The 18,698-nt window shown below is 63.2% G+C and carries 18 protein-coding genes; 12 read left to right on the forward strand and 6 right to left on the reverse strand.

Annotation, left to right across the window (positions count from 1 at the left end):
* Positions 1-4 precede the first annotated feature (4 nt).
* From HF680_RS08980 to lldD, 3 genes are read left to right on the forward strand one after another with little or no spacing between them, the layout of a single operon-like run.
* The gene (locus HF680_RS08980) at positions 5-811 is read left to right on the forward strand and encodes an IclR family transcriptional regulator (protein WP_185224805.1); all 807 of its coding nucleotides are present in this window, start codon (positions 5-7) and stop codon (positions 809-811) included.
* Positions 812-834: 23 nt separating this feature from the next.
* Positions 835-1,596, forward strand: coding sequence for an SDR family NAD(P)-dependent oxidoreductase (locus tag HF680_RS08985; protein ID WP_185224806.1), 762 nt, complete (start codon positions 835-837; stop codon positions 1,594-1,596).
* Positions 1,597-1,605: 9 nt separating this feature from the next.
* Entirely contained in the window at positions 1,606-2,739 is a 1,134-nt protein-coding gene (gene lldD / locus HF680_RS08990; RefSeq protein WP_185224807.1) for an FMN-dependent L-lactate dehydrogenase LldD, read from the forward strand.
* A gap of 59 nt (positions 2,740-2,798) precedes the next feature.
* Here lldD and HF680_RS08995 read toward each other — a convergent pair whose 3' ends face one another.
* The 4 genes from HF680_RS08995 to kduI form a co-directional block, all read right to left on the reverse strand.
* Positions 2,799-4,442 carry a pectate lyase gene (locus HF680_RS08995; protein WP_185224808.1) on the reverse strand — a complete coding sequence of 548 codons (1,644 nt, stop codon included), beginning with the start codon at positions 4,440-4,442 and terminating at the stop codon, positions 2,799-2,801.
* Between the two features lie 159 nt (positions 4,443-4,601).
* A complete protein-coding gene (locus tag HF680_RS09000; RefSeq protein ID WP_185224809.1) occupies positions 4,602-5,645 on the reverse strand; it encodes a sugar kinase in 1,044 nt (347 codons plus the stop codon).
* 21 nt (positions 5,646-5,666) lie between these two features.
* Positions 5,667-6,425, reverse strand: coding sequence for a 2-dehydro-3-deoxy-D-gluconate 5-dehydrogenase KduD (kduD, locus tag HF680_RS09005; protein WP_185224810.1), 759 nt, complete (start codon positions 6,423-6,425; stop codon positions 5,667-5,669).
* 22 nt (positions 6,426-6,447) lie between these two features.
* Entirely contained in the window at positions 6,448-7,293 is an 846-nt protein-coding gene (gene kduI, locus HF680_RS09010) for a 5-dehydro-4-deoxy-D-glucuronate isomerase (protein WP_185224840.1), read from the reverse strand.
* Between the two features lie 172 nt (positions 7,294-7,465).
* On the opposite strand from kduI, the gene HF680_RS09015 reads away from it, so the two are divergent.
* Positions 7,466-8,128, forward strand: coding sequence for an RpiB/LacA/LacB family sugar-phosphate isomerase (locus HF680_RS09015; protein ID WP_045811471.1), 663 nt, complete (start codon positions 7,466-7,468; stop codon positions 8,126-8,128).
* A gap of 40 nt (positions 8,129-8,168) precedes the next feature.
* On the opposite strand, the gene HF680_RS09020 is transcribed toward HF680_RS09015, so the two are convergent.
* Entirely contained in the window at positions 8,169-9,218 is a 1,050-nt protein-coding gene (locus tag HF680_RS09020) for a LacI family DNA-binding transcriptional regulator (protein ID WP_185224811.1), read from the reverse strand.
* A 135-nt stretch (positions 9,219-9,353) separates the two neighbouring features.
* On the opposite strand from HF680_RS09020, the gene HF680_RS09025 reads away from it, so the two are divergent.
* From HF680_RS09025 to HF680_RS09035, 3 genes are all read left to right on the forward strand, one after another.
* Positions 9,354-10,190, forward strand: a complete 837-nt coding sequence (locus HF680_RS09025) for a 2-keto-4-pentenoate hydratase (protein ID WP_235968900.1) — start codon at positions 9,354-9,356, stop codon at positions 10,188-10,190.
* 88 nt (positions 10,191-10,278) lie between these two features.
* Complete coding sequence (locus HF680_RS09030; RefSeq protein WP_185224812.1) at positions 10,279-11,565, forward strand: MFS transporter; 1,287 nt, start codon at positions 10,279-10,281, stop codon at positions 11,563-11,565.
* Between the two features lie 96 nt (positions 11,566-11,661).
* Entirely contained in the window at positions 11,662-12,648 is a 987-nt protein-coding gene (locus HF680_RS09035; RefSeq protein WP_185224813.1) for an alpha/beta hydrolase, read from the forward strand.
* On the opposite strand, the gene HF680_RS09040 is transcribed toward HF680_RS09035, so the two are convergent.
* A complete protein-coding gene (locus tag HF680_RS09040) occupies positions 12,645-14,207 on the reverse strand; it encodes a carboxylesterase/lipase family protein (protein WP_185224814.1) in 1,563 nt (520 codons plus the stop codon). The genes HF680_RS09035 and HF680_RS09040 overlap by 4 nt on opposite strands.
* Before the next feature lie 335 nt (positions 14,208-14,542).
* On the opposite strand from HF680_RS09040, the gene HF680_RS09045 reads away from it, so the two are divergent.
* From HF680_RS09045 to HF680_RS09065, 5 genes are all read left to right on the forward strand, one after another.
* The gene (locus HF680_RS09045; protein WP_185224815.1) at positions 14,543-15,748 is read left to right on the forward strand and encodes a tyrosine-type recombinase/integrase; all 1,206 of its coding nucleotides are present in this window, start codon (positions 14,543-14,545) and stop codon (positions 15,746-15,748) included.
* Positions 15,749-16,085: 337 nt separating this feature from the next.
* Complete coding sequence (locus tag HF680_RS16255; protein ID WP_185224816.1) at positions 16,086-16,298, forward strand: helix-turn-helix transcriptional regulator; 213 nt, start codon at positions 16,086-16,088, stop codon at positions 16,296-16,298.
* A gap of 77 nt (positions 16,299-16,375) precedes the next feature.
* Positions 16,376-16,606, forward strand: coding sequence for a helix-turn-helix transcriptional regulator (locus HF680_RS16180; RefSeq protein WP_317134033.1), 231 nt, complete (start codon positions 16,376-16,378; stop codon positions 16,604-16,606).
* Between the two features lie 29 nt (positions 16,607-16,635).
* The gene (locus tag HF680_RS16260; RefSeq protein ID WP_371929779.1) at positions 16,636-16,791 is read left to right on the forward strand and encodes a helix-turn-helix domain-containing protein; all 156 of its coding nucleotides are present in this window, start codon (positions 16,636-16,638) and stop codon (positions 16,789-16,791) included.
* A 214-nt stretch (positions 16,792-17,005) separates the two neighbouring features.
* Complete coding sequence (locus tag HF680_RS09065) at positions 17,006-18,640, forward strand: hypothetical protein (RefSeq protein WP_185224819.1); 1,635 nt, start codon at positions 17,006-17,008, stop codon at positions 18,638-18,640.
* Positions 18,641-18,698 lie beyond the last annotated feature (58 nt).

The raw sequence follows: 18,698 nt of genomic DNA on the forward strand, positions 1-18,698 counted from the left end.
CGAAATGGGACGATCGGCGTCAATCAAGACCGTGCAGGTCGATGGGGAAGAAGAAGCGGGGGCCAAGGCGTCCGGCAGCCAGACCCTGCTGCGTGGTTTGGATGTCATCGACGCACTCATCGAAGGCTCTCTGCCCTTGGCGGAATTGTCTGAAAAGCTTGAGCTGACCCGCAGCACGACGCACCGTCTGGCCTCGGCGCTGGTCGAGCGTCGCCTGCTGTCGTTCCGCCCGCGCGAGGGCTATTCCCTCGGTCCCAAACTGCTGGAACTGGGCCACGCCGCTAGCCAGCAGATGCATCTGCCGCGCGTGGCCCGGCCCTGGCTGGAACAGCTGTCGGCCCAGACGGACGACACGGTGCACCTCGGCGTGCTGGACGGCCGCCATGCGCTCTATCTGGACAAGGTCCCCGGCCGGCGTCGCATCAACATCGGCTCGCGTCTGGGCGAGCGGCACCCCATCGCCTCGACCGGCCTGGGCAAGGCGCTGATTCTGGACAAGACCGAGCCGGAATGGATCGACTTCTACGCCGAGCCGGGCGCCGCCTTCGACTCGTCGGCCCGCGCGGTCTGGCTTGAGCGGATGCATGGCTACGCCCAGAAGGGCTACGCTTTCGATCTGGAAGAGAACGAGGATCAGATCCGCTGCGTCGCCGCGCCTATCCGTTCGGTGAACGGCCAGATCGTCGCCGCCCTCAGCGTGTCCTCCGCCGCGCAATATATGTCCGATGCACGGATGACCGAACTGACCAAGACCGTGACCGAGGCCGCCGACGCGATCAGCGCCGACCTGGGCTGGTCGCCCAAGCCCTGAACCGAACCATCGCCGGAGCCCCCATGCTGCTTGAAAACAAGATCGTCCTGATCACGGGCGCATCGCGGGGCATCGGGCGGGCGACGGCGATCGAGGCCGCGCGCCAAGGGGCGCATGTCGCCCTGAACACCTTCCGAGACGAGGCAGCTGCCGCCGAGGTGGTTGCCGAGATCGAGGCGCTGGGCCGCCGCGCCATCGCCGTCGACGGCGACGTGGCCCAGCCCGAGAGCGCGGCAGCCTTCATCGCCGCCGCCGTTCAGGCGCTGGGCCGGGTGGACGTCTTCGTCTCCAACGCCGGCATCTGTCCGTTCCACGCCTTCCTCGACATGCCGGTCGAGACCCTGCGCCGGACGATGGAGGTCAATCTTCACGGCGCCTACTACATGGTGCAGGCAGCCGCCAATCAGATGGTCAAGCAGGGGGAGGGTGGCGCCGTCGTCGCCATCAGCTCGATCTCGGCCCTGGTCGGCGGCGAGATGCAGACCCACTACACGCCGACCAAAGCGGGGGTGCACAGCCTGATGCAGTCCTGCGCCGTCGCCCTAGGGCGTCACGGCATCCGCTGCAACTCGGTCCTGCCGGGCACCATCGCCACCGACATCAACAAGGACGACCTCGCCGATCCGCAAAAGCGCGAATATATGGAAGGCCGCATTCCGCTTGGGCGTCTGGGCCGGCCCGAGGACATCGCCTCGGTCGTGGCCTTCCTGGCCTCGGACATGGCGTCCTACATGTCCGGCGCGGCCCTGCTGGTCGACGGCGGGGCCTTCGCCAACTTCCAGTAAGGCGCGGCTATGATCATCTCGTCCCCCAGCGACTATCGCGAGGCCGCGCGGCGCAGGCTGCCGCCCTTCCTGTTTCACTATATCGACGGCGGCGCCTATGCCGAGCAGACCCTGCGCCGCAACGTCGAGGACTGGCAGGCCATCGCCCTGCGCCAACGCGTGCTGCAGGATATGACCAGCCTCAGCCTTGAGACCAAGCTGTTCGACGAGACCCTGCGCCTGCCCGTCATCTTGGCCCCCGTCGGTCTAACCGGCATGTATGCGCGCAGGGGAGAGGTGCAGGCGGCCAGGGCGGCGGCCTCGCGCGGCGTGCCGTTCACGATGTCGACCGTGTCTGTCTGCCCGATCGAGGAGGTCGCGCCGACTATCGACCGGCCCATGTGGTTTCAGCTCTATGTGCTGCGCGATCGCGGTTTCATGAGGAATGCGCTGGAGCGGGCCAGGGCGGCGGGGGTGACGACCCTGGTCTTCACTGTCGATATGCCGACGCCGGGCGCTCGCTATCGCGACGCCCATTCGGGCATGAGCGGCCCCAATGCCGAAATCCGCCGCATGGTCCAGGCCATGACCCATCCGGCCTGGGCCTGGGACGTCGGGGTGCGCGGCACGCCGCACGACCTCGGCAATGTCTCGGCCTATCTGGGAAAGCCGACGGGTCTGGCCGACTACATCGGTTGGCTGGCCGACAATTTCGATCCCTCGATCTCGTGGAAGGATCTGCAATGGATCCGCGACTTCTGGGACGGGCCGATGATCATCAAGGGCATACTGGATCCACAGGACGCCCGCGACGCCGTCAGCTTCGGCGCAGACGGCATCGTGGTGTCGAACCACGGCGGGCGTCAGTTGGATGGCGTGCTATCCTCGGCCCGCGCCTTGCCCGCCATCGCCGACACGGTGAAGGGCGAGCTGAAGATTCTGGTGGATTCCGGCATCCGCAACGGGCTGGACGTTGTCCGCGCCATCGCCCTGGGCGCTGACGCTGTCCTGCTGGGCCGAGCCTTTATCTATGCCCTGGCGGCGAACGGTCAGGCCGGCGTCGAAAACCTGCTGGACCTGTTCGAAAAGGAAATGCGCGTCGCCATGACCCTGACCGGCGCCAAGTCGATCGCGGGCATGACCCGCGAAATGCTGGCGATCTGACGCAGGATCAGTGCTCATCCCCGCCGTGAAAGCGGGGACAGCGCACATCTTCGCAAGTCCTAAGCCCCCAATGCCTCGATCAGGTCGCCCATGTTGCGGATGAAGACCGAGGTGGAGACGCCCTCTACCGGGAAGTCGGTATTGTAAGGCGAGGTGTCCCACAGGTCGCCGACGCGGGTCATCTGGTATTCGCCGCCGGTCACGGCAATGGGAGAGGGACCCTTGTACGGGTTTGACGTCGTGGTCAGCGGCGTGGGCCAATAGCCGCGCGCATTCAGCCCGGCCATGACTTCGGCCGCGCGACCGGCGTGAGGCGCGGTCGGGCGACGAGCGTCGCTGGACATGTCCCAGACATCGACGTCCTGAAGCGTGAAATACTTGGGCAGGTTCAGCGAGCCCGGGCGCGCCTTCAGCGGCGAACCGCGCGTGGCCTCATCGATCGGCATGGCCGACAAACGCGCGTATTCGGCGCGCAGGGCCGGGGTGTCCACGTTACGGAACGAGCCATAGTGCACGATCAGATTGGTGGGGTTGTCGTCGGCGTAATACTGACCGTTGGCGATGTTGGACCCGCGCCGGTGGATGTAGACCGGGGTGTTGGCGCCTTCCAGGATAAAGGTCGGGTGCGTGCGGCCCGGCGTGTTCAGCGGCGGCTTGGCCGCGACCTGATCCAGCCAGTCCATCGCCTCGGGTAGGCGGGCCAGATATTTGCGGTCGCCCGTCAGGCGATAGAAGCCTATCATCGACTTGATGTTGGTGCCGGTGGTGTGGGTGACGAAGGCTTGGGGCTCGATGGTCCGGGCGCCCGCCGGCTTCAGCGTGTCGGGGAAGTGCTGCAGGCCCCAGGCGGGCTGCGGCTGCGGCTGCTGGGTCCTCACGAAGATGTCCATGCCGCGATTGATGGCGTCCAGAATCCTCGCATCGCCCCGCACGTTCCGCGCCAAGCCGTGATAGGCGTAGATCAGCAACTCCAGGTTCTCGCCGGCCACGTCGTCGTTGAAGGTGATGTACGGCGTATAGTCCGCATGGCCGTGCAGGCCTCCGTTTTCGACAAACGGATAGCGTTGGGGCCAGCCGCCGTTCTCGTACTGGCTTTCCAGCACGAAGCTGATCGCCTTGTTCAGCGGCGCCAGATATTTGCGATCCTTCTTCTCAAGGTAGATCCGCAGCAACAGCTGCGACGCCTCGGCTGTGCCCGCGTCGTCGAAGGTGGCGTTGCCGTAGTAGTGGTGGAATTCCTCCAACCTCCAGGCGTTGGCGGCGACCGTACCATACCACTGCTTCAGCGACTCCTCGCCGGCAGTGTCGATCACATAGTTCCAGCCGCCCAGCGGGTGCTGACCCTCGACCAGGGCGTCCGCAGCCTTCTTGGCCGCTTCATAGTAAAACTCGTCGCCGGTGGCGTGATAGGCGTCCAAGAACAGATGGCCCACGGTCGCGGTGCCCGGCGGTTGGACCCAGATCATCGTCGGGTTGGCCTCAAGCTCGCCCCAACGGCGCGAGAAGTCGGGCAGATATTGCCAGACATAGCCGCCTTCGACGGCGGCCTCTTCGCTCATGAACCGAGCGGCGCGCTTCATGGTGTCCAGAATGGCGGCGCGCTCTGGCGATGCCTGGGCCAGGGCGGGGCCTGAAGCGGCGACGAAGGTGGCGGCGGCGCCCGCGGCCAAAAGAGCGCGGCGGTTCATGGACATGACGGACATGGAAACTCCTGGTGTGACCTCTCTCGCACGGTTTCTACCGACCGTTTCGAGCCGTTACTGAAGCATGATTGACACCGGTTTCCTAGTCCCTCGGCGCGATTGGAAAAGGTCGCATCGGCTTCTCCATGCGGCCTCCACCCAATCTCAATGTTCGCAGCCTCAGCGGCGGATATCGAACCCGCCGTCGCCCATGGCGGCGCGCACGTCGTCGGCGGTGAACAGGTTGAAGTCGCCGGGCACGGAGTGCTTCAGGCCGGCGGCGGCAAGACCGAAGTCGAGGGCCTCTTGGTCCGACCAGCCGCTCCACAGGCCGTACAGCACGCCGGAGGCGAAGGCGTCGCCGCCGCCGACCCGGTCCACGACGCCAACCATGTGAATGGCCTCGGCTCTGGTTTCGATCACTTCTACCCCATTGCGCGTCAGCATGACCGCCGACAAGGCCTGATCGGCGACGCTGTCCTGAACCCGCAGGGTGCAGGCGATGCGTTGCAGGCGCGGGAAGGCGGCGAAGGCGGCCTTGGCGGCTTCACGACGACGCACAGCCGGGTCCGGGCTGTCAAATGTCGTCTTCAGCACCAGGGCGAAGTCGCGGTCGTCGGCGAAGGCGACAGTGGCGCCGGCCAGCATCTTGCCGAGCGTGGCCTGCGGATCGCCATCCCATTGTTCCCACAACTTGCCGCGGAAGTTGCCGTCATAGCTGACCTTCACACCCTTCTTGACGGCGGCCTCGATGAGGGCGACGGCGGCGGCCGAGCCATTCGGCCCCGTCGCCGGCGTCACGCCCGAGGCGTGCAGCCACTCCACGCCGTCCAGAAGTTGGTCCCAGTCGAAGGCCGTATCGACATGTTCGACAAAGGCCGATCCGGCGCGATCATAGAGAACTTCCGACGGACGACGCACAGCGCCGGGCGTCAGGAAATACAGACCCATGCGGCCGGGTTTGAAGACGACCTGAGAGGTGTCGACCCCGTGCTTACGCACCTCGTCGCGCACGCCGCGGCCCAGCGCATTGTCGGCCAGGACCGTCGCCATGCCGGTCGGCGCGCCGAAGCGGGCCAGCGACACGGCGACATTGGCCTCGGCGCCGGCCGGACGCACCGTCAGGGCAGGCGACTGCATCAGCAGTTCGTTGGCGTTGGGCGAAAACCGCAGCAGCATCTCGCCGAAGCAGAGGATGCGGCGGGAAGATGCAGCCTGGGTCATGATCGCAACGCTAGCCTCGGATCAGCGCGCCTGCCAGCCGCCGTCGACCGGCAAGATGGCGCCCTGGACGTAGTCGGAGGCCCGGCTGGCCAGGAAGACGGCCGCGCCGCCCAGGTCCGACGGCTCGCCCCAGCGCCCGGCCGGGATACGGCCAAGGATCTCGGCCGAACGGACCGGGTCCTCGCGCAGAGCCTGGGTGTTGGCGGTGGCGAAATAGCCGGGGGCGATGGCGTTGGCGGTGATGCGGTGCGGCGCCCATTCGTTGGCCATCAGTTTGGTCAGGCCGGCGACGCCCGATTTGGACGCCGTATAGGACGGCACGCGGATCCCGCCCTGGAAGGACAGCATGGAGGCGATGTTGATGATCTTGCCGCCTTCGCCCTGTTTGATGAACAGGCGCGCCACCGCCTGGCTCATGAAGAAGACGGTCTTCAGGTTGATGTTCATCACCAGGTCCCAGTCGGCCTCGGTGAAGTCAACGGCGTCGGCGCGGCGAATCAGGCCGGCGTTGTTCACCAGGATGTCGATCCGGCCCATGGCGGCCAGAGTTTCCTGCACGACGCGTTCGACCGGCTCGATCGAGGTCAGGTCGGCGCTGATAGCGTGGGCGCGACGGCCCATCGCCTGTACCTTGGCGACCGTGTCGTCAGACTCCGACAGGGCGACCGAGACGATGTCGGCGCCCGCCTCAGCCAAAGCCAGGGCGATGCCTTGGCCCAGGCCGACATTGCCGCCGGTCACCAGGGCAACCTTGCCGGTCAGGTCGAATGGATTGCTCATGCTTTTCTTCCTCTTGTCCTGATTACTTCAGCTGGCAGATGTCGAGTTTGTACATGTCGGTGTAGTCGAGGTTCTCGCCGCCCATGCCCCAGATGAAGGTGTAGTTCGAAGTGCCTGCGCCGGTATGGATCGACCACGGCGGGCAGATCACGGCCTCCCCGTCGGCAATGACGATGTGGCGCGACTTGTCCGGTTCGCCCATGAAGTGAAAGACTCGGTCGTCTCCGCCTAGACCGAAATACAGATAGGCTTCCGAGCGGCGGTCATGAATGTGAGGCGGCATGGTGTTCCACACCGAGCCGGGCTTCAGCACCGTCACGCCCAGCAGTAACTGGCAGGACTTCACCTTCGCCGGCACGACATACTGGTAGATGGTTCGTTCGTTCGACGTCTCCAGCGAGCCCATTTCCAGCGGCACGGCCTCGTCGATCGAGATCTTTGTCAGATCGTAGCGAGCGTGGGCGGGCGTGGCGACCAGATAGAATTTCGCCGGCTCGGCGGGGTTCTGGGAAGCGAAGCTGATGTCTGTCGATCCCATCGGCACATAGAGGCCATCTCGAAAGCTCAGTTTGACGGTCTCGCCGTCAACGGTGATCGAACCGGTGCCACCAATATTGACCACCCCCAGTTCTCGGGCCTGCAGAAATGGCGCACCGGCCAATGAGGGCGGCTCCGACTGCGTGGGCAGGTTCAGGGCGGTCTCAGCCGGGGTCGCGCCGCCGATGATCATGCGCTCGTGGTGGGAGTAGTTCAGGCTGATTTTGCCCGGAACGAACAGGCCCTGGATCAGATAGCGATCGCGCAGCTGCTGGTTCGAGGCCCCGTCCATCATGTCGGGATGGGTGGCCTGATAGACTTTGTCGTACATGGGGTCGTACATGCCGTTCTCCCTGCGAACTCGCAGCGCGAGCCACCGAAACGGATCTTGCGCCCGTCCTTCTGTGGACTAGGTAACCGGTGTCATATAATGATGCAATCGATTAGACCAACGCCGCTCACATATGTCGGCATCGCTTCGCCACCGTCTTGAGGATTCCCCCATGAAGATCGCTCTCATCATCGAAAACAGCCAGGCCGCCAAAAGCGAGACGGTGCATTCCGCTCTAACCGCTGTCGCCGAACCGCTAGGCCATGAAGTTTTCCACTATGGAATGTACGCGGCCGACGATAAGGCCTCGCTGACCTACGTCATGAACGGCGTGCTGACGGGCATTCTGTTGAACTCCGGCGCAGCCGATTTCGTCGTCACCGGCTGCGGAACTGGCATGGGCTCGATGCTGGCCTGCAACAGCATGCCGGGCGTCTTCTGCGGTTTGGTGATCGACCCGACCGACGCCTTCCTGTTCGGCCAAATCAACGACGGCAACGCCATCTCGATGCCCTATGCCAAGGGCTTCGGCTGGGCTGCTGAACTGAATCTGCAGGACGTGTATCGCAAGCTGTTCGAGGGCGAGCGGGGCCTGGGCTATCCCAAGGAACGCGCCGAGATCATGCGCAAGAATCGCGGCGTGCTCAGCGACCTGAAGTCGGTGACCTGCCACGACATGCTGACGGTTCTGAAGACGATGGACCAGGACCTGCTGAAGGCCGCCATCGCCGGCGAGAAATTCCAGGACTACTTCTTCGCCAACGCCACCGACGAAGGCATTCGCGACTATCTGAAGGGCGTTCTCGCCGCCAAGCCTGCGCTCGAAACGGCCTGAGGCAGAGCGGTCGGCGCGCGCTCCCCCGCGCCGCCCCGACTCAGCTTGCCGGGATTGCCGACTTGCGCACCACCAGGGCCGGTCGAACTTCCGGCTGCTGCATCTTGGCTGGATCGACGCCGCGCATCGGCGCCAGCAGCTTTTCAGCCGCCATCCGTCCCATGTCGCGGATCGGCAGGCGCACCGAAGTCAGGTTGGGCCAAACCCGCGCCGCCATCGGCAGATCATCGAAGCCGACGACGGACAGGTCGCGCGGCAGCTCAAGGCCGCGATCTCGCGCCGCCTGCATAACCCCGATGGCCATGTCGTCGTTGAGGGTGAAGATGGCGGTCGGCGGCGTTTCCAGCGCCAAGAGGGCGTGGCCCGCCTCCACACCTGATTCGAACGTATAGGCGCCCGTGAAATCGTAAGCCGGGTCCAGCGGGATCCCGCGCTCGGCCAGAGCGTCCAGGAACCCCTTGCCCCGCACGGCCGATGACCGGAACAGGTCCGGCCCGCGCACCAGACCGATTCGCTTGTGTCCCAGGTCGGCCAGATGCGCCGCCGCCTCTGCCGCGCCGATCCAGTCATTGGTGACCACCATCGCCTGAGGTTCATCCAACGCCACCGAGGCGATGCGGACATAGGGGCAGTCGAGATCACGCAGCAGGTCGATGACCTGTTCGTCCTCGGACACCGACGGCGGCATGATGACGCCATACAGACGTTGGCGCTCGACGAAGCCCCTGATGTCTTCCAGCAGGGTAGGGGAGTTGCGATTGCAAGGATGAACGACCAGTTCCAGGCCGGACCCTTTCAGCGCATCCAGCACGCCTTGCTGCATGTTCACGACATAGGTCGGGCTGGGGTTGTCGTAGATCAGACCGACCAGGAACGAGCGTCGAAACGCCAGGCCGCGCGCCTGTGGATCAGGCGTGAACCCCAGAGCCTTGATGACGGCGTTGACCTTTTCGCGCGTGTCTTCCTTGACGAACGGCGACTGATTGATAACCCGCGAGACGGTCTTCTTGGAGACCTGCGCCTCACGGGCGACATCGTTGATGGTTGCCCGCTTGCCCGGCTTGCCGGATCGCGGATCGTCTTGAGCCAAGGCTCGGCTCCTTCCCTATGTGCAGCTTGAAGGCATAGCCGCGACTCGCGGCCGACGCCATGGGGCTCCGTTAAAGCGCATTGACACCGGTTTCCTTCGTCGCTCTTATCGGAGCCTATTCATGAGGCGACACCTTTGACTTCGACCCCCTCTCTTGCGAGCCAGGACGACGCGCTGTCGGCCGACCCGGCGGCGATCGCACAGCAGTTTGTCGCCGCGCGTCTGGCGGCGCGCAGCACGCCCGACTATCCGGGCGTGATTCCCCAGAGCATGGCCGAATCCTACGCCATCCAGGACGTCGCCATCGGTCTGTTTCCCGATGAGGTCGTGGGCTGGAAGGTGGGCGGTGTCCCGCCCGAGCAGCAGCCGAAGCTGGGGATCCATCGTCTGGCCGGCGCCATTTTCGCGCGCAATGTCTGGCCGGCGCCCGGCGATACGGTCGTGCCTTTGCCCGAAATCGAGGGCGGGTTCGCGGCGGTGGAAGCCGAGTTCATTGCTCGGATCGGCGCCGACGCCGATCCAGCCAAGACCGACTGGAGCATCGAAGACGCGATGGGCGCCGTGGACAAGGTCTTCATCGGCGTCGAGCTGGCCGGCAGTCCGCTTTCGACGATCAACGACCTGGGCTCCGCCGTGGTCGCCTCCGATTTCGGCAACAATGGCGGACTGATGATCGGTCCCGAGGTCGAGAACTGGCGCGAGCGTCTGGACGGCATCGAGGTCGAAACGGTGATCAATGGCGCCAGCGTCGGAACCGGAGGGTCGCAGTCCCTCGCGGGCGGCGCGATGGAGTCTGTGCGGTTTTTGCTGGAACACTGCGCGCGATGGGGCCGTCCGTTGAAGGCGGGCACGCTGGTTTCGACCGGCGCTGTCACCGGCGTCCACCGTGTTCACGCGGGCGACGAGGCCGTGTGCATCTTCAAGGATATCGCAGAACTTCACTGTTCGGTCGTCAGGGCCGAAGCCCAGTAACATCATCGGACGCCTACCCCGCCGCCGTTCAGGGACGGAAAAGAGCAGGGACGTGTCGAGGAATATTCAGGAACGGGTTTTCATAACCATGTCAGACGCCTCCGTCGCGCCGCCGATCCAGATCAAGGCGCCATCCCCCGGCAAGTATCGCTGGATCATCATGTGGCTGCTGTTCGCGGCCATGGTCATCAACTACGTCGATCGTCAGATGATCGGCTTCCTCAAGCCGACCCTTTCGGCCGAATTCGGTTGGTCCGAAACAGACTATGCCGACATCGTCTTCTGGTTCCAGGCATCCTACGCCGTGGCCTACCTGTTGTGGGGCCGGATCATGGACCGGATCGGCGCGCGTTGGGGGCTGGGGATCGCCTTCGGCATCTGGCAGATCGGTCATATCATGCACGGTGCGGCGCGTGACCTGTCGCACTTCATGATGGCGCGGATGGTGCTGGGCGTCGGTGAGGCCGGCGGCTTCCCCGGCGGCATCAAGGCGGTCGCGGAGTGGTTTCCCAAAAAGGAACGCGCCTTCGCCACGGGCCTGTTCAACGCCGGCACCAATATCGGCGCCATCGTCACCCCTCTGATCGTTCCGGGCCTCGTGCTGGCCTTTGGCTGGCAGATGGCCTTCGTCATCACCGGGGCCTTGGGCCTGATCTGGCTGCCGATCTGGCTCTTGGTCTATCGCAAGCCGCGTGAGCAGAAGAAGCTGTCAGCGGCTGAGCTGGCCTATATCGAGCAGGACCCGGCCGACGTTGTCGAAAAGGTCAAATGGACCAAACTGCTGACAGTCAAGGAAACCTGGGCCTATGCTCTGGGCAAGTTCCTGATCGATCCGATCTGGTGGATGTTCCTGTTCTGGCTGCCGGACTTCCTGGGCAAGACCTATGGGCTGGACCTGAAGACCTTTGGCCCGCCGCTGGTCGCCATCTATCTGCTGTCCGACATCGGGTCGGTTGGCGGGGGCTGGCTTTCGTCGCGCTTCATGCACAGGGGCATGAGCATCAACAAGGCCCGCAAGATCACCATGTTGATCTGCGCCCTGTGCGCCGTGCCGGTGGCCTTTGCGGCCGAGGCGTCAAACCTTTGGCTTGCGGTCGGCATCATCGGACTGGCGACGGCCGCGCACCAGGGCTTCTCGGCCAATCTCTATGCGCTGCCGGGCGATGTCTTCCACCGCTCGGCGGTGGGGTCGGTCGTCGGCATCGGCGGAATGCTGGGCGCCATCGGCGGCATGGCTATGGCGAAATACGCCGGCTACGTCCTGGAAAAGATCGGCACCTATACGCCCATCTTCATCGTGGCGGCCTCGGCCTATCTGATCGCGCTTCTGGTCATTCACCTGATCACGCCGAAATACGAACTGGCCAAGGTCTGACGAAAGGCTGCGTGGCGCAGCGCCGCGACGTCATCAAGGATTGCGGCCGGGCGAGCGATCGTCCGGCCGTCGTCTTTTAAGGAAGAGAGAACCGTGATGGATTTGGAACGCAGGACGCTTTTGGGTCTGGCGATGGGGGCCGTGGTCGGCGCATCCGGGGCGAAGGCGCAGACAGTGGCGGACGGCGGCCGCGCCGGTCCGGCGGACCCAACCGAGATCATCCGCCTATGGCCCGACGGCGCCCCGGGCGGGCAGGGCGTGACCGTCACGCCGGTGGTGCCAGAGCGGTCGACCGATCCCGCCTTCCACGACCGCTACGCCCAGTACACGACCGACCCGATCCTAACCGTCTTTCGCCCCGAGCGGCCGAACGGTTCGGCGATGCTTCTTATCCCCGGCGGCGGCTATCGCTGGGCTGTGCTGGACAAGGAAGGGTATGACGTCGCGCGCGTCTTCGCCGCCAGCGGCACGACCTGTTTCGTCCTGCGCTATCGCCTGCCGGCTGACGGCTGGGCGGCCGGGGCCGACGCACCCCTTCAGGACGCCCAGCGCGCGGTCCGGCTGATCCGCAGCCGCGCCGCTGACTATGCTATCGATCCACATAAGATCGCCGTGCTGGGGGCCTCGGCCGGCGGCCATCTGGCGGGGTTGGCCAGCGTCCGGACGGATGCGACCTATGAACCAATTGACGCGGCCGACAGCGCATCCTTGCGACCGGATCTGACTGTTCTGATGTACCCGGTCGCGACCATGGCGGACCCGTACGTCCACGCCGGATCGCGGACGCATCTGCTGGGCGACACGCCGTCGGCCGAGCGGATCGCGGCCTATTCTTTGGAGCAGATGCAGTGGCGCAATGCCGCGCCCGTCTTCCTGCTGCACGCCATCGACGACGCGTCCGTGCCGGTCGAGAACAGCTTTCAACTGCTGACCACGCTCAAAGCCGCCTCTGTCCCGACCGAGGCGCATCTGTTCCAGGAAGGCGGCCATGGTTTCGGCGTTCGCCTGATTCAGGGCAAGCCCGCCCAGGTCTGGCCCAATCTGGTGCGCGCCTGGGCCACCCGGCTGGATTTTCCGCTCTAGGTTCCCGGCTGGATATAGGGAATGGCCGAGAAGAAGGCCCGCTCGTCGCCGCGCGGATCGTCGACCATGCGCGGCTGGATATCCATCAACATCGTCTGGCGACGGGGCAGCTCATAGCGGTCCCAGCGCGGCAGTCCGGCATGGTTGGGATCGCCGTCGCGGGCTAGGGCGATGAAGGCGTCGCTCATCCGGTCCGACATGATTTGCGCGCCCGGCCCGCGCGTCCGCGAGCCGGACGCCTCGACATTGTCGAACACCAGTGGGATGTCGGCGGTGTGGAAGGCGCCCTTGCGACCCGAGGCCAATTCGCCAGGGAAGTCGAGTTGATAGACCCAGGCGGGGGCGCCGGCCTTCGCGCGCTCCTCGGCCTCGATCACCGCGCCGCGCCAGGACCGCCCGGCCGTCGTCGCGGCTATCAGCACCTGGTCGGGCGACCATTCAGGATGCATGGCGCGATAGCCGGCGATCACGGCTTCGGGCGTGATGTCGATCCGCATGACGCCGGGCGACAGTCGCGCCGCTAGGGTGTCCCACGTCAAGCCGACGTTATTCGGGTCGTTGCCCATGAAGCCCAAGGTCTCTTCGCGCGTGTTGCCGATGATCATGGGGATTGACCGGCCCAGCGGCGCCGCATCGGGATAGAAGGGATGGCGGGGCAGGGTGCGGAAATCCAGCACCGGCCCGAAATACAGGCCGCCGAAGCCCAGGATCGGATCCTCGGCGCTCTGCGCCTCGAGCAGCCGCTCGACCGGCATCGTCGCCGCTTCGGCCGCCCGATCCGGTGTCAGGCCCAGAGCCTTTAGCCATGTCGTGGCTCGCGTCGTGGCGTTGATCGGCCCGGACGCGGTCACCTGCTGACCGCTCATGGTCGCGGCGCGGTGGAACAGACCTTGCGCCGCCGGCGTCGCCATCAGGGTGGCGATCTTGGCGCCCCCGCCGGACTGACCGAACAGCATCACCCTAGAAGGATCGCCGCCGAACGCAGCGATATTGTCCCGTATCCACTGCAGCGCCAGAATCAGATCCAGCTGGCCGACGTTGCCCGAATCTTCGAACCCCGGCGCCAGTTGCGCCAGATAGGCATAGCCGAAGACATTCAGCCGGTGGTTCAGCGTCACCAACACGACATCGCCGCGCGCCGCCAGACGCGTGCCGTCATACAGCGGGTCCGATCCCGATCCGCTCGAATAGGCGCCGCCGTGGATATAGACCATCACTGGCCGCCGACCCGCGTCGGTCCCCGGTGTCCAGACGTTCAGAAACAGGCAGTCTTCGCTTTGATTCGGCTCATCGCCGCGCTGCGGACTGGCCGCGCCGTAACGTGTTGCACGAACCGGGTCGCGCCAAGGCGTCGGCTTTTCTGGCGGTTGGAACCGCCGCGTCGGCGCTCCATATCGCACGCCCTTGAAGACGCTGATCCCGTCCTGTCGCAGACCGATGATCGGCCCGGCTGTGGTCATCACGCGATTTGGCGCCGTCGCCGCAAGAACGCCGGAGGGCGCCGAAAGCAGACCTGCGGTCGCCAAGCTGCTTAGCAGCGCCTTACGTCGCGTGATCATCGGTCGTCGCCCATCTGCTGTCCAACGAGAGCGATCCTGACACCGGTATCATGATCATTCAATGCGCAATGCCTACGAGGTCAAGATGCAGGCGTAGACACCCGACGACAAAGGCCGAAGCCTCGTTCGATGTTGTTGGAACTTGGCCTAGGCCTTCGTCAGGCCGGTGGCGGAGAGGGTGTCTGCCTGACCAACGTCCACGAAAGTATCTCTCGATGTTTTATATGAATATAAAACAATAGCTTAATATTGTGAGACGTCCACGCCCAACCATGGTTGTCGCTTGAAATCCACCATACTATGTGGGACAACAAGTGGGTTTGATGGGGGGGCTCGTGCCGCGCAAAGCCAAGGAGTTGTCTGCACTGGCCGTGAGCCGCCTCAGAGATGAAGGGCGCCACGCAGTTGGCGGTGTCGATGGTTTGCACTTGCGCATAGCGGGGGCAAGTCGAGCTTGGGTGCTGCGCGCAACGGTCGGTGAACGCCGTTGCGATATAGGCTTGGGACCGTTTCCAGAAGTGACGCTCGCGGAGGCTCGCGATGCCGCAATCGACTTAAGGCGGCAAATCCGGAGGGGCATTGATCCCGTGGAGGAGCGGAAACACGCCAGACTGCAGAATCAGGCAGAGCGGCAGCCTGTAACCAGCTTCGGATCCTGCGTGGAGGCCTATGTGGAAATGAACCGTGCAGGCTGGAAGAATAAGAAGCACGCCGCTCAGTGGTCAGCGACTTTGAAGACCTACGCCTATCCCACGATTGGCGAGAGTGCTGTCGCCGACGTGGATACGCGTGCGGTGCTTACCATCTTACAGCCGATCTGGACCTCAAAAACCGAGACAGCCAGTCGTCTGCGGGGCCGGATTGAAGCGGTCCTCGACTGGGCTCGGGTTCAAGGGTTTCGGGATGGCGACAACCCAGCGCGATGGCGTGGCCACCTAGATAAAATTCTGCCTCCACGTCGACGTGTGCAGGACGTCATTCACCATGCAGCTCTGCCCTATAACAAAGTCGCTGAGCTGATCCGCGACCTCCAAATGCGACCTGGCGCTAGCGCCCGTGCTCTCGAGTTCAGCATCCTGTGCGCTTCGCGGTCCGGCGAGGTCAGAGGGGCCCTGTGGAATGAGTTCGATCTGGAGGGCGCTATTTGGACAATCCCAGCCGACCGTATGAAGGCGGGTAAAGAGCACCGGGTCCCGCTCGCGCCTCAAGCGGTCCAGTTGCTGAGAATCCTGCCGCGTTTCGACAAAGAGCCTCACGTGTTCGGTGCGCCTCGAGGAGGGCCGCTATCTGACATGTCATTGACGGCCGTACTCAAGCGCATGGGTTATACGGATATAACCCAACATGGGTTTCGATCGACTTTCAGAGATTGGGCTGGCGAAACGACAAACTACCCCCGGGAGGTGATCGAGCACGCCCTTGCGCATCAACTGAAAGACAAGGCGGAAGCCGCCTACCAGCGTGGTGACCTCCTCCAAAAGCGGGCCTCATTGATGAGGGACTGGGGCGACTTCTGCACGCGCTTTCCGACGACGGATTGACGGTCATGAACCTCGTTCCATCGACGCACTTGCTGATTAGCCGCGGTCGTCGCAGGTTCCGTCTGGTCCTGATGCGGACGCCGAAGCTTGGGATTGTCTATCGCTGCACAGAGCGTAAGTCGGGCCGATCCGCGAAAAAAGTGCAAGCCCGAAGAAGGCGCCCAAAGAATTTTATAAGTCACTGAAATCGTTAAGTCGTGACGGGCGTTATTGTCTCTCGTTTGAAACGCCAAGCGATTTTTTTTGTGCTGAAAAGCGGGCCGCTCCGGCGGTCGTGACGCGATGCTGATGTCCTGTCTGCGCAACCCGCGTAGGCGATTTAAAAAGGGACATCTTAATGTCAGTCGATAGCCTCCGCCTTGAGCGGCTGACGAGCGTTGTCGCTCGCACGGGCATGAGCCGCTCTTGGCTCTACAAACAGGTCGCCGCCGGCCGCTTTCCACCTCCATGCAAGGTGGGTGGCGCCTCGCGTTGGAGCGCAGCTGCGGTCGATGATTGGATTTATGCCCAACTCGATGCCGCAAGAGCGCCTGCCGGAGGGCGCCAATGACCGTTTCGACTCACGCTGGGTCGTGTCGTAAAGCCCTCTTATGGGCCAGGCAGATTTCCTACGGGGAGCCTGAGCCCGTGCATCACGACATCAAATCCCCCTGCCTCGAACGGTTGCCTTCGGTTCTCATGCGGACCGGCATGGGCAAGTCTTGGATCTATCGCGAAATCGCAGCCGGTCGTTTTCCACCTCCGGTGAAGATCGGCCGATTCAGTGCCTGGAACACCGCTGCAGTTGATGCCTGGATCGAGACTGCGCTGATCGTTGAGGCATCTCTCGTACCGGCCCAATCCTGGGAGCGCGCATGATGAGGGTGCCAACGAACCTCGGTCTGATGATGACGAAAGCCGAAGTTTCACAACGCCTCCAGGTGTCAATCAAAACGATCGAGCGGTGGATGGCTTCCGGCGAATTGCCAGTCCACCGCTTCGGCAAAAGCGTCCGGATATCTGCCGCCGACTATCGTGTATTTGTCGAAAGAGGGCGAAATTGAAGCGTGATCTGCGTGGTGGAAATCAGAAAAGGCCAACCAATGGGGGCGCTATTGGGCTTATTCATGGCGGCATAAGTAACAATAGCCATAACAATGGCTGAGTATATGCCTCCATTATACAATAAATGTATTGGCTATTGTCGTGGGCTGTCGCGTTCCGTCGTCCATTGTTGGTCTGTCGCGTGTCCGCGTATCCGTAATGGAGAAGGATAGGATGATGAATACAGAAACTGCTGATGCGATGCTTGTTCTACGTCGTGCCTCGGATCCTCCGCGCGCCACGAAGGCGTCAGTCCGCCGCGGATGGGTCCGCGCCTTTGATTTGGACGATCCGACGGATACGCCCAGGACCTTTGCGGAGGTCATCGCTCGCCTTGATATGCAGGATCCGCCGCATCGCTATGCCGATCAGGTAAAGTGCGCCTTCAACCGCATGTCTGATGTCTTTGGTAAAGCTCCAGGGCAGGTGCCGACTGATCCGGTGGTTATTCGAAAACTCATTGCAGATGCGGTGCCTGCCGCGGTGCCGAAGATGACGCCTGCTCGCTGGACGCGCATCCGTAGCCTTGTGACCACGCACCTTCGAAAAAGCGGGATCGAAATTGAGCCTGGTCGCGACGTCGGCGGCCACAGCGCTGAATGGTCTGTCCTTCTTGAGGGAGCTGCGAAGCCTATCCAACTGGGGCTTTCTCGGTTTGCTAGCTACTGCACACGCCATGCGGTTCAGCCGACGAATGTCAATGAAGCGACCTTCGATCAGTTCGAAACTTATCTGCGTGACCGCTCTTTGAAAGAGGACCACGAAGCCGTGTTCCGCAATTCGGTCCGCCGCTGGAATGATGCCGTCGGTGCCGTTGTGGGCTGGCCTCAAGTGACGATTCCCCTGAAGCGCCATGCACGCTATTTCTCGCGGCCTTGGACAGATTTCCCAGCTAGCTATGTCGCCGAAGTAGAGTCCTTTCTGACGTCGTACGCGGTGGATGATATTTTCGCGGACGATTATAAGGATAAGTCCGCTCCCACGACGATTTCGCTCCGGCGCCGTCAGCTACGCCTCCTCTCAAGCCTTCTGGTTTGCAGCGGCTTTCCTATCGAAAGTCTCACAAGCCTGTCGGTTCTCGTCACCCCTGAAAATGCTATCTCAGCTTTCAGAGTCCAAAAAGATCGGAAGGGTATATGCCGATCACTTGAGCAGATGGTTTGGCTTCTTTCACTTATTGCCGACAAAACCGTGAAAAACAGCGCTCACGCCGCTGAATTGCGTGAGCGCGCCAAGCGGCTTAGCAAAAAGCTCAGCAAACGTACTGGCATGTCAGAGCGCAACCTGGCGCGGCTGCGGCAGTTCGATGTGCCAGCCAATAGAGCGGCGCTGCTGAACCTTCCCTACAGGGTCTTCGCTGAAGCGCGTATGGACGAGGGGCGCGATAAGAGTGATCCGCGTCGCCTGATGCTGGCTTTTGCGGTCGAGATGCTACTTTTCGCGGCGCTTCGAGGGAGCAATCTCACCGCCTTGGAAATAGATCGGCACTTTGTTGTGATCGGGCGTGGACGCCACCAGGTTCGCCATCTTCATATTGACTCCGAGGAGATGAAGGGCCCTGACGACCTCGAAATGGCCATGCCGCCTGACACCAGCGCGCTGATGGATGAGTATCTCGCTCTGTATTGGCCTCGCCTCGCATCGGCTGGATCTAGCTTCTTGTTTCCGAACCGCTTTGGCCAAAAACGGGCAACGGCCCATTTCGCTCAGGCAATCTGTGCATTCGTGCGCGAGGAGACCGGCCTGATCATGCATGTGCACTTGTTCCGGCATGACGTGCCCCTGAGAATTTCCTCCACGCGGAGCTAGAGTCCGGCCCTTGAAAGGACGGACGGAATGAAACGAGCGAGATTCACGGAAGAGCAGA

It is taken from the genome of Brevundimonas huaxiensis, from assembly GCF_014218725.1.
Taxonomy (GTDB): Bacteria; Pseudomonadota; Alphaproteobacteria; order Caulobacterales; family Caulobacteraceae; genus Brevundimonas; species Brevundimonas huaxiensis.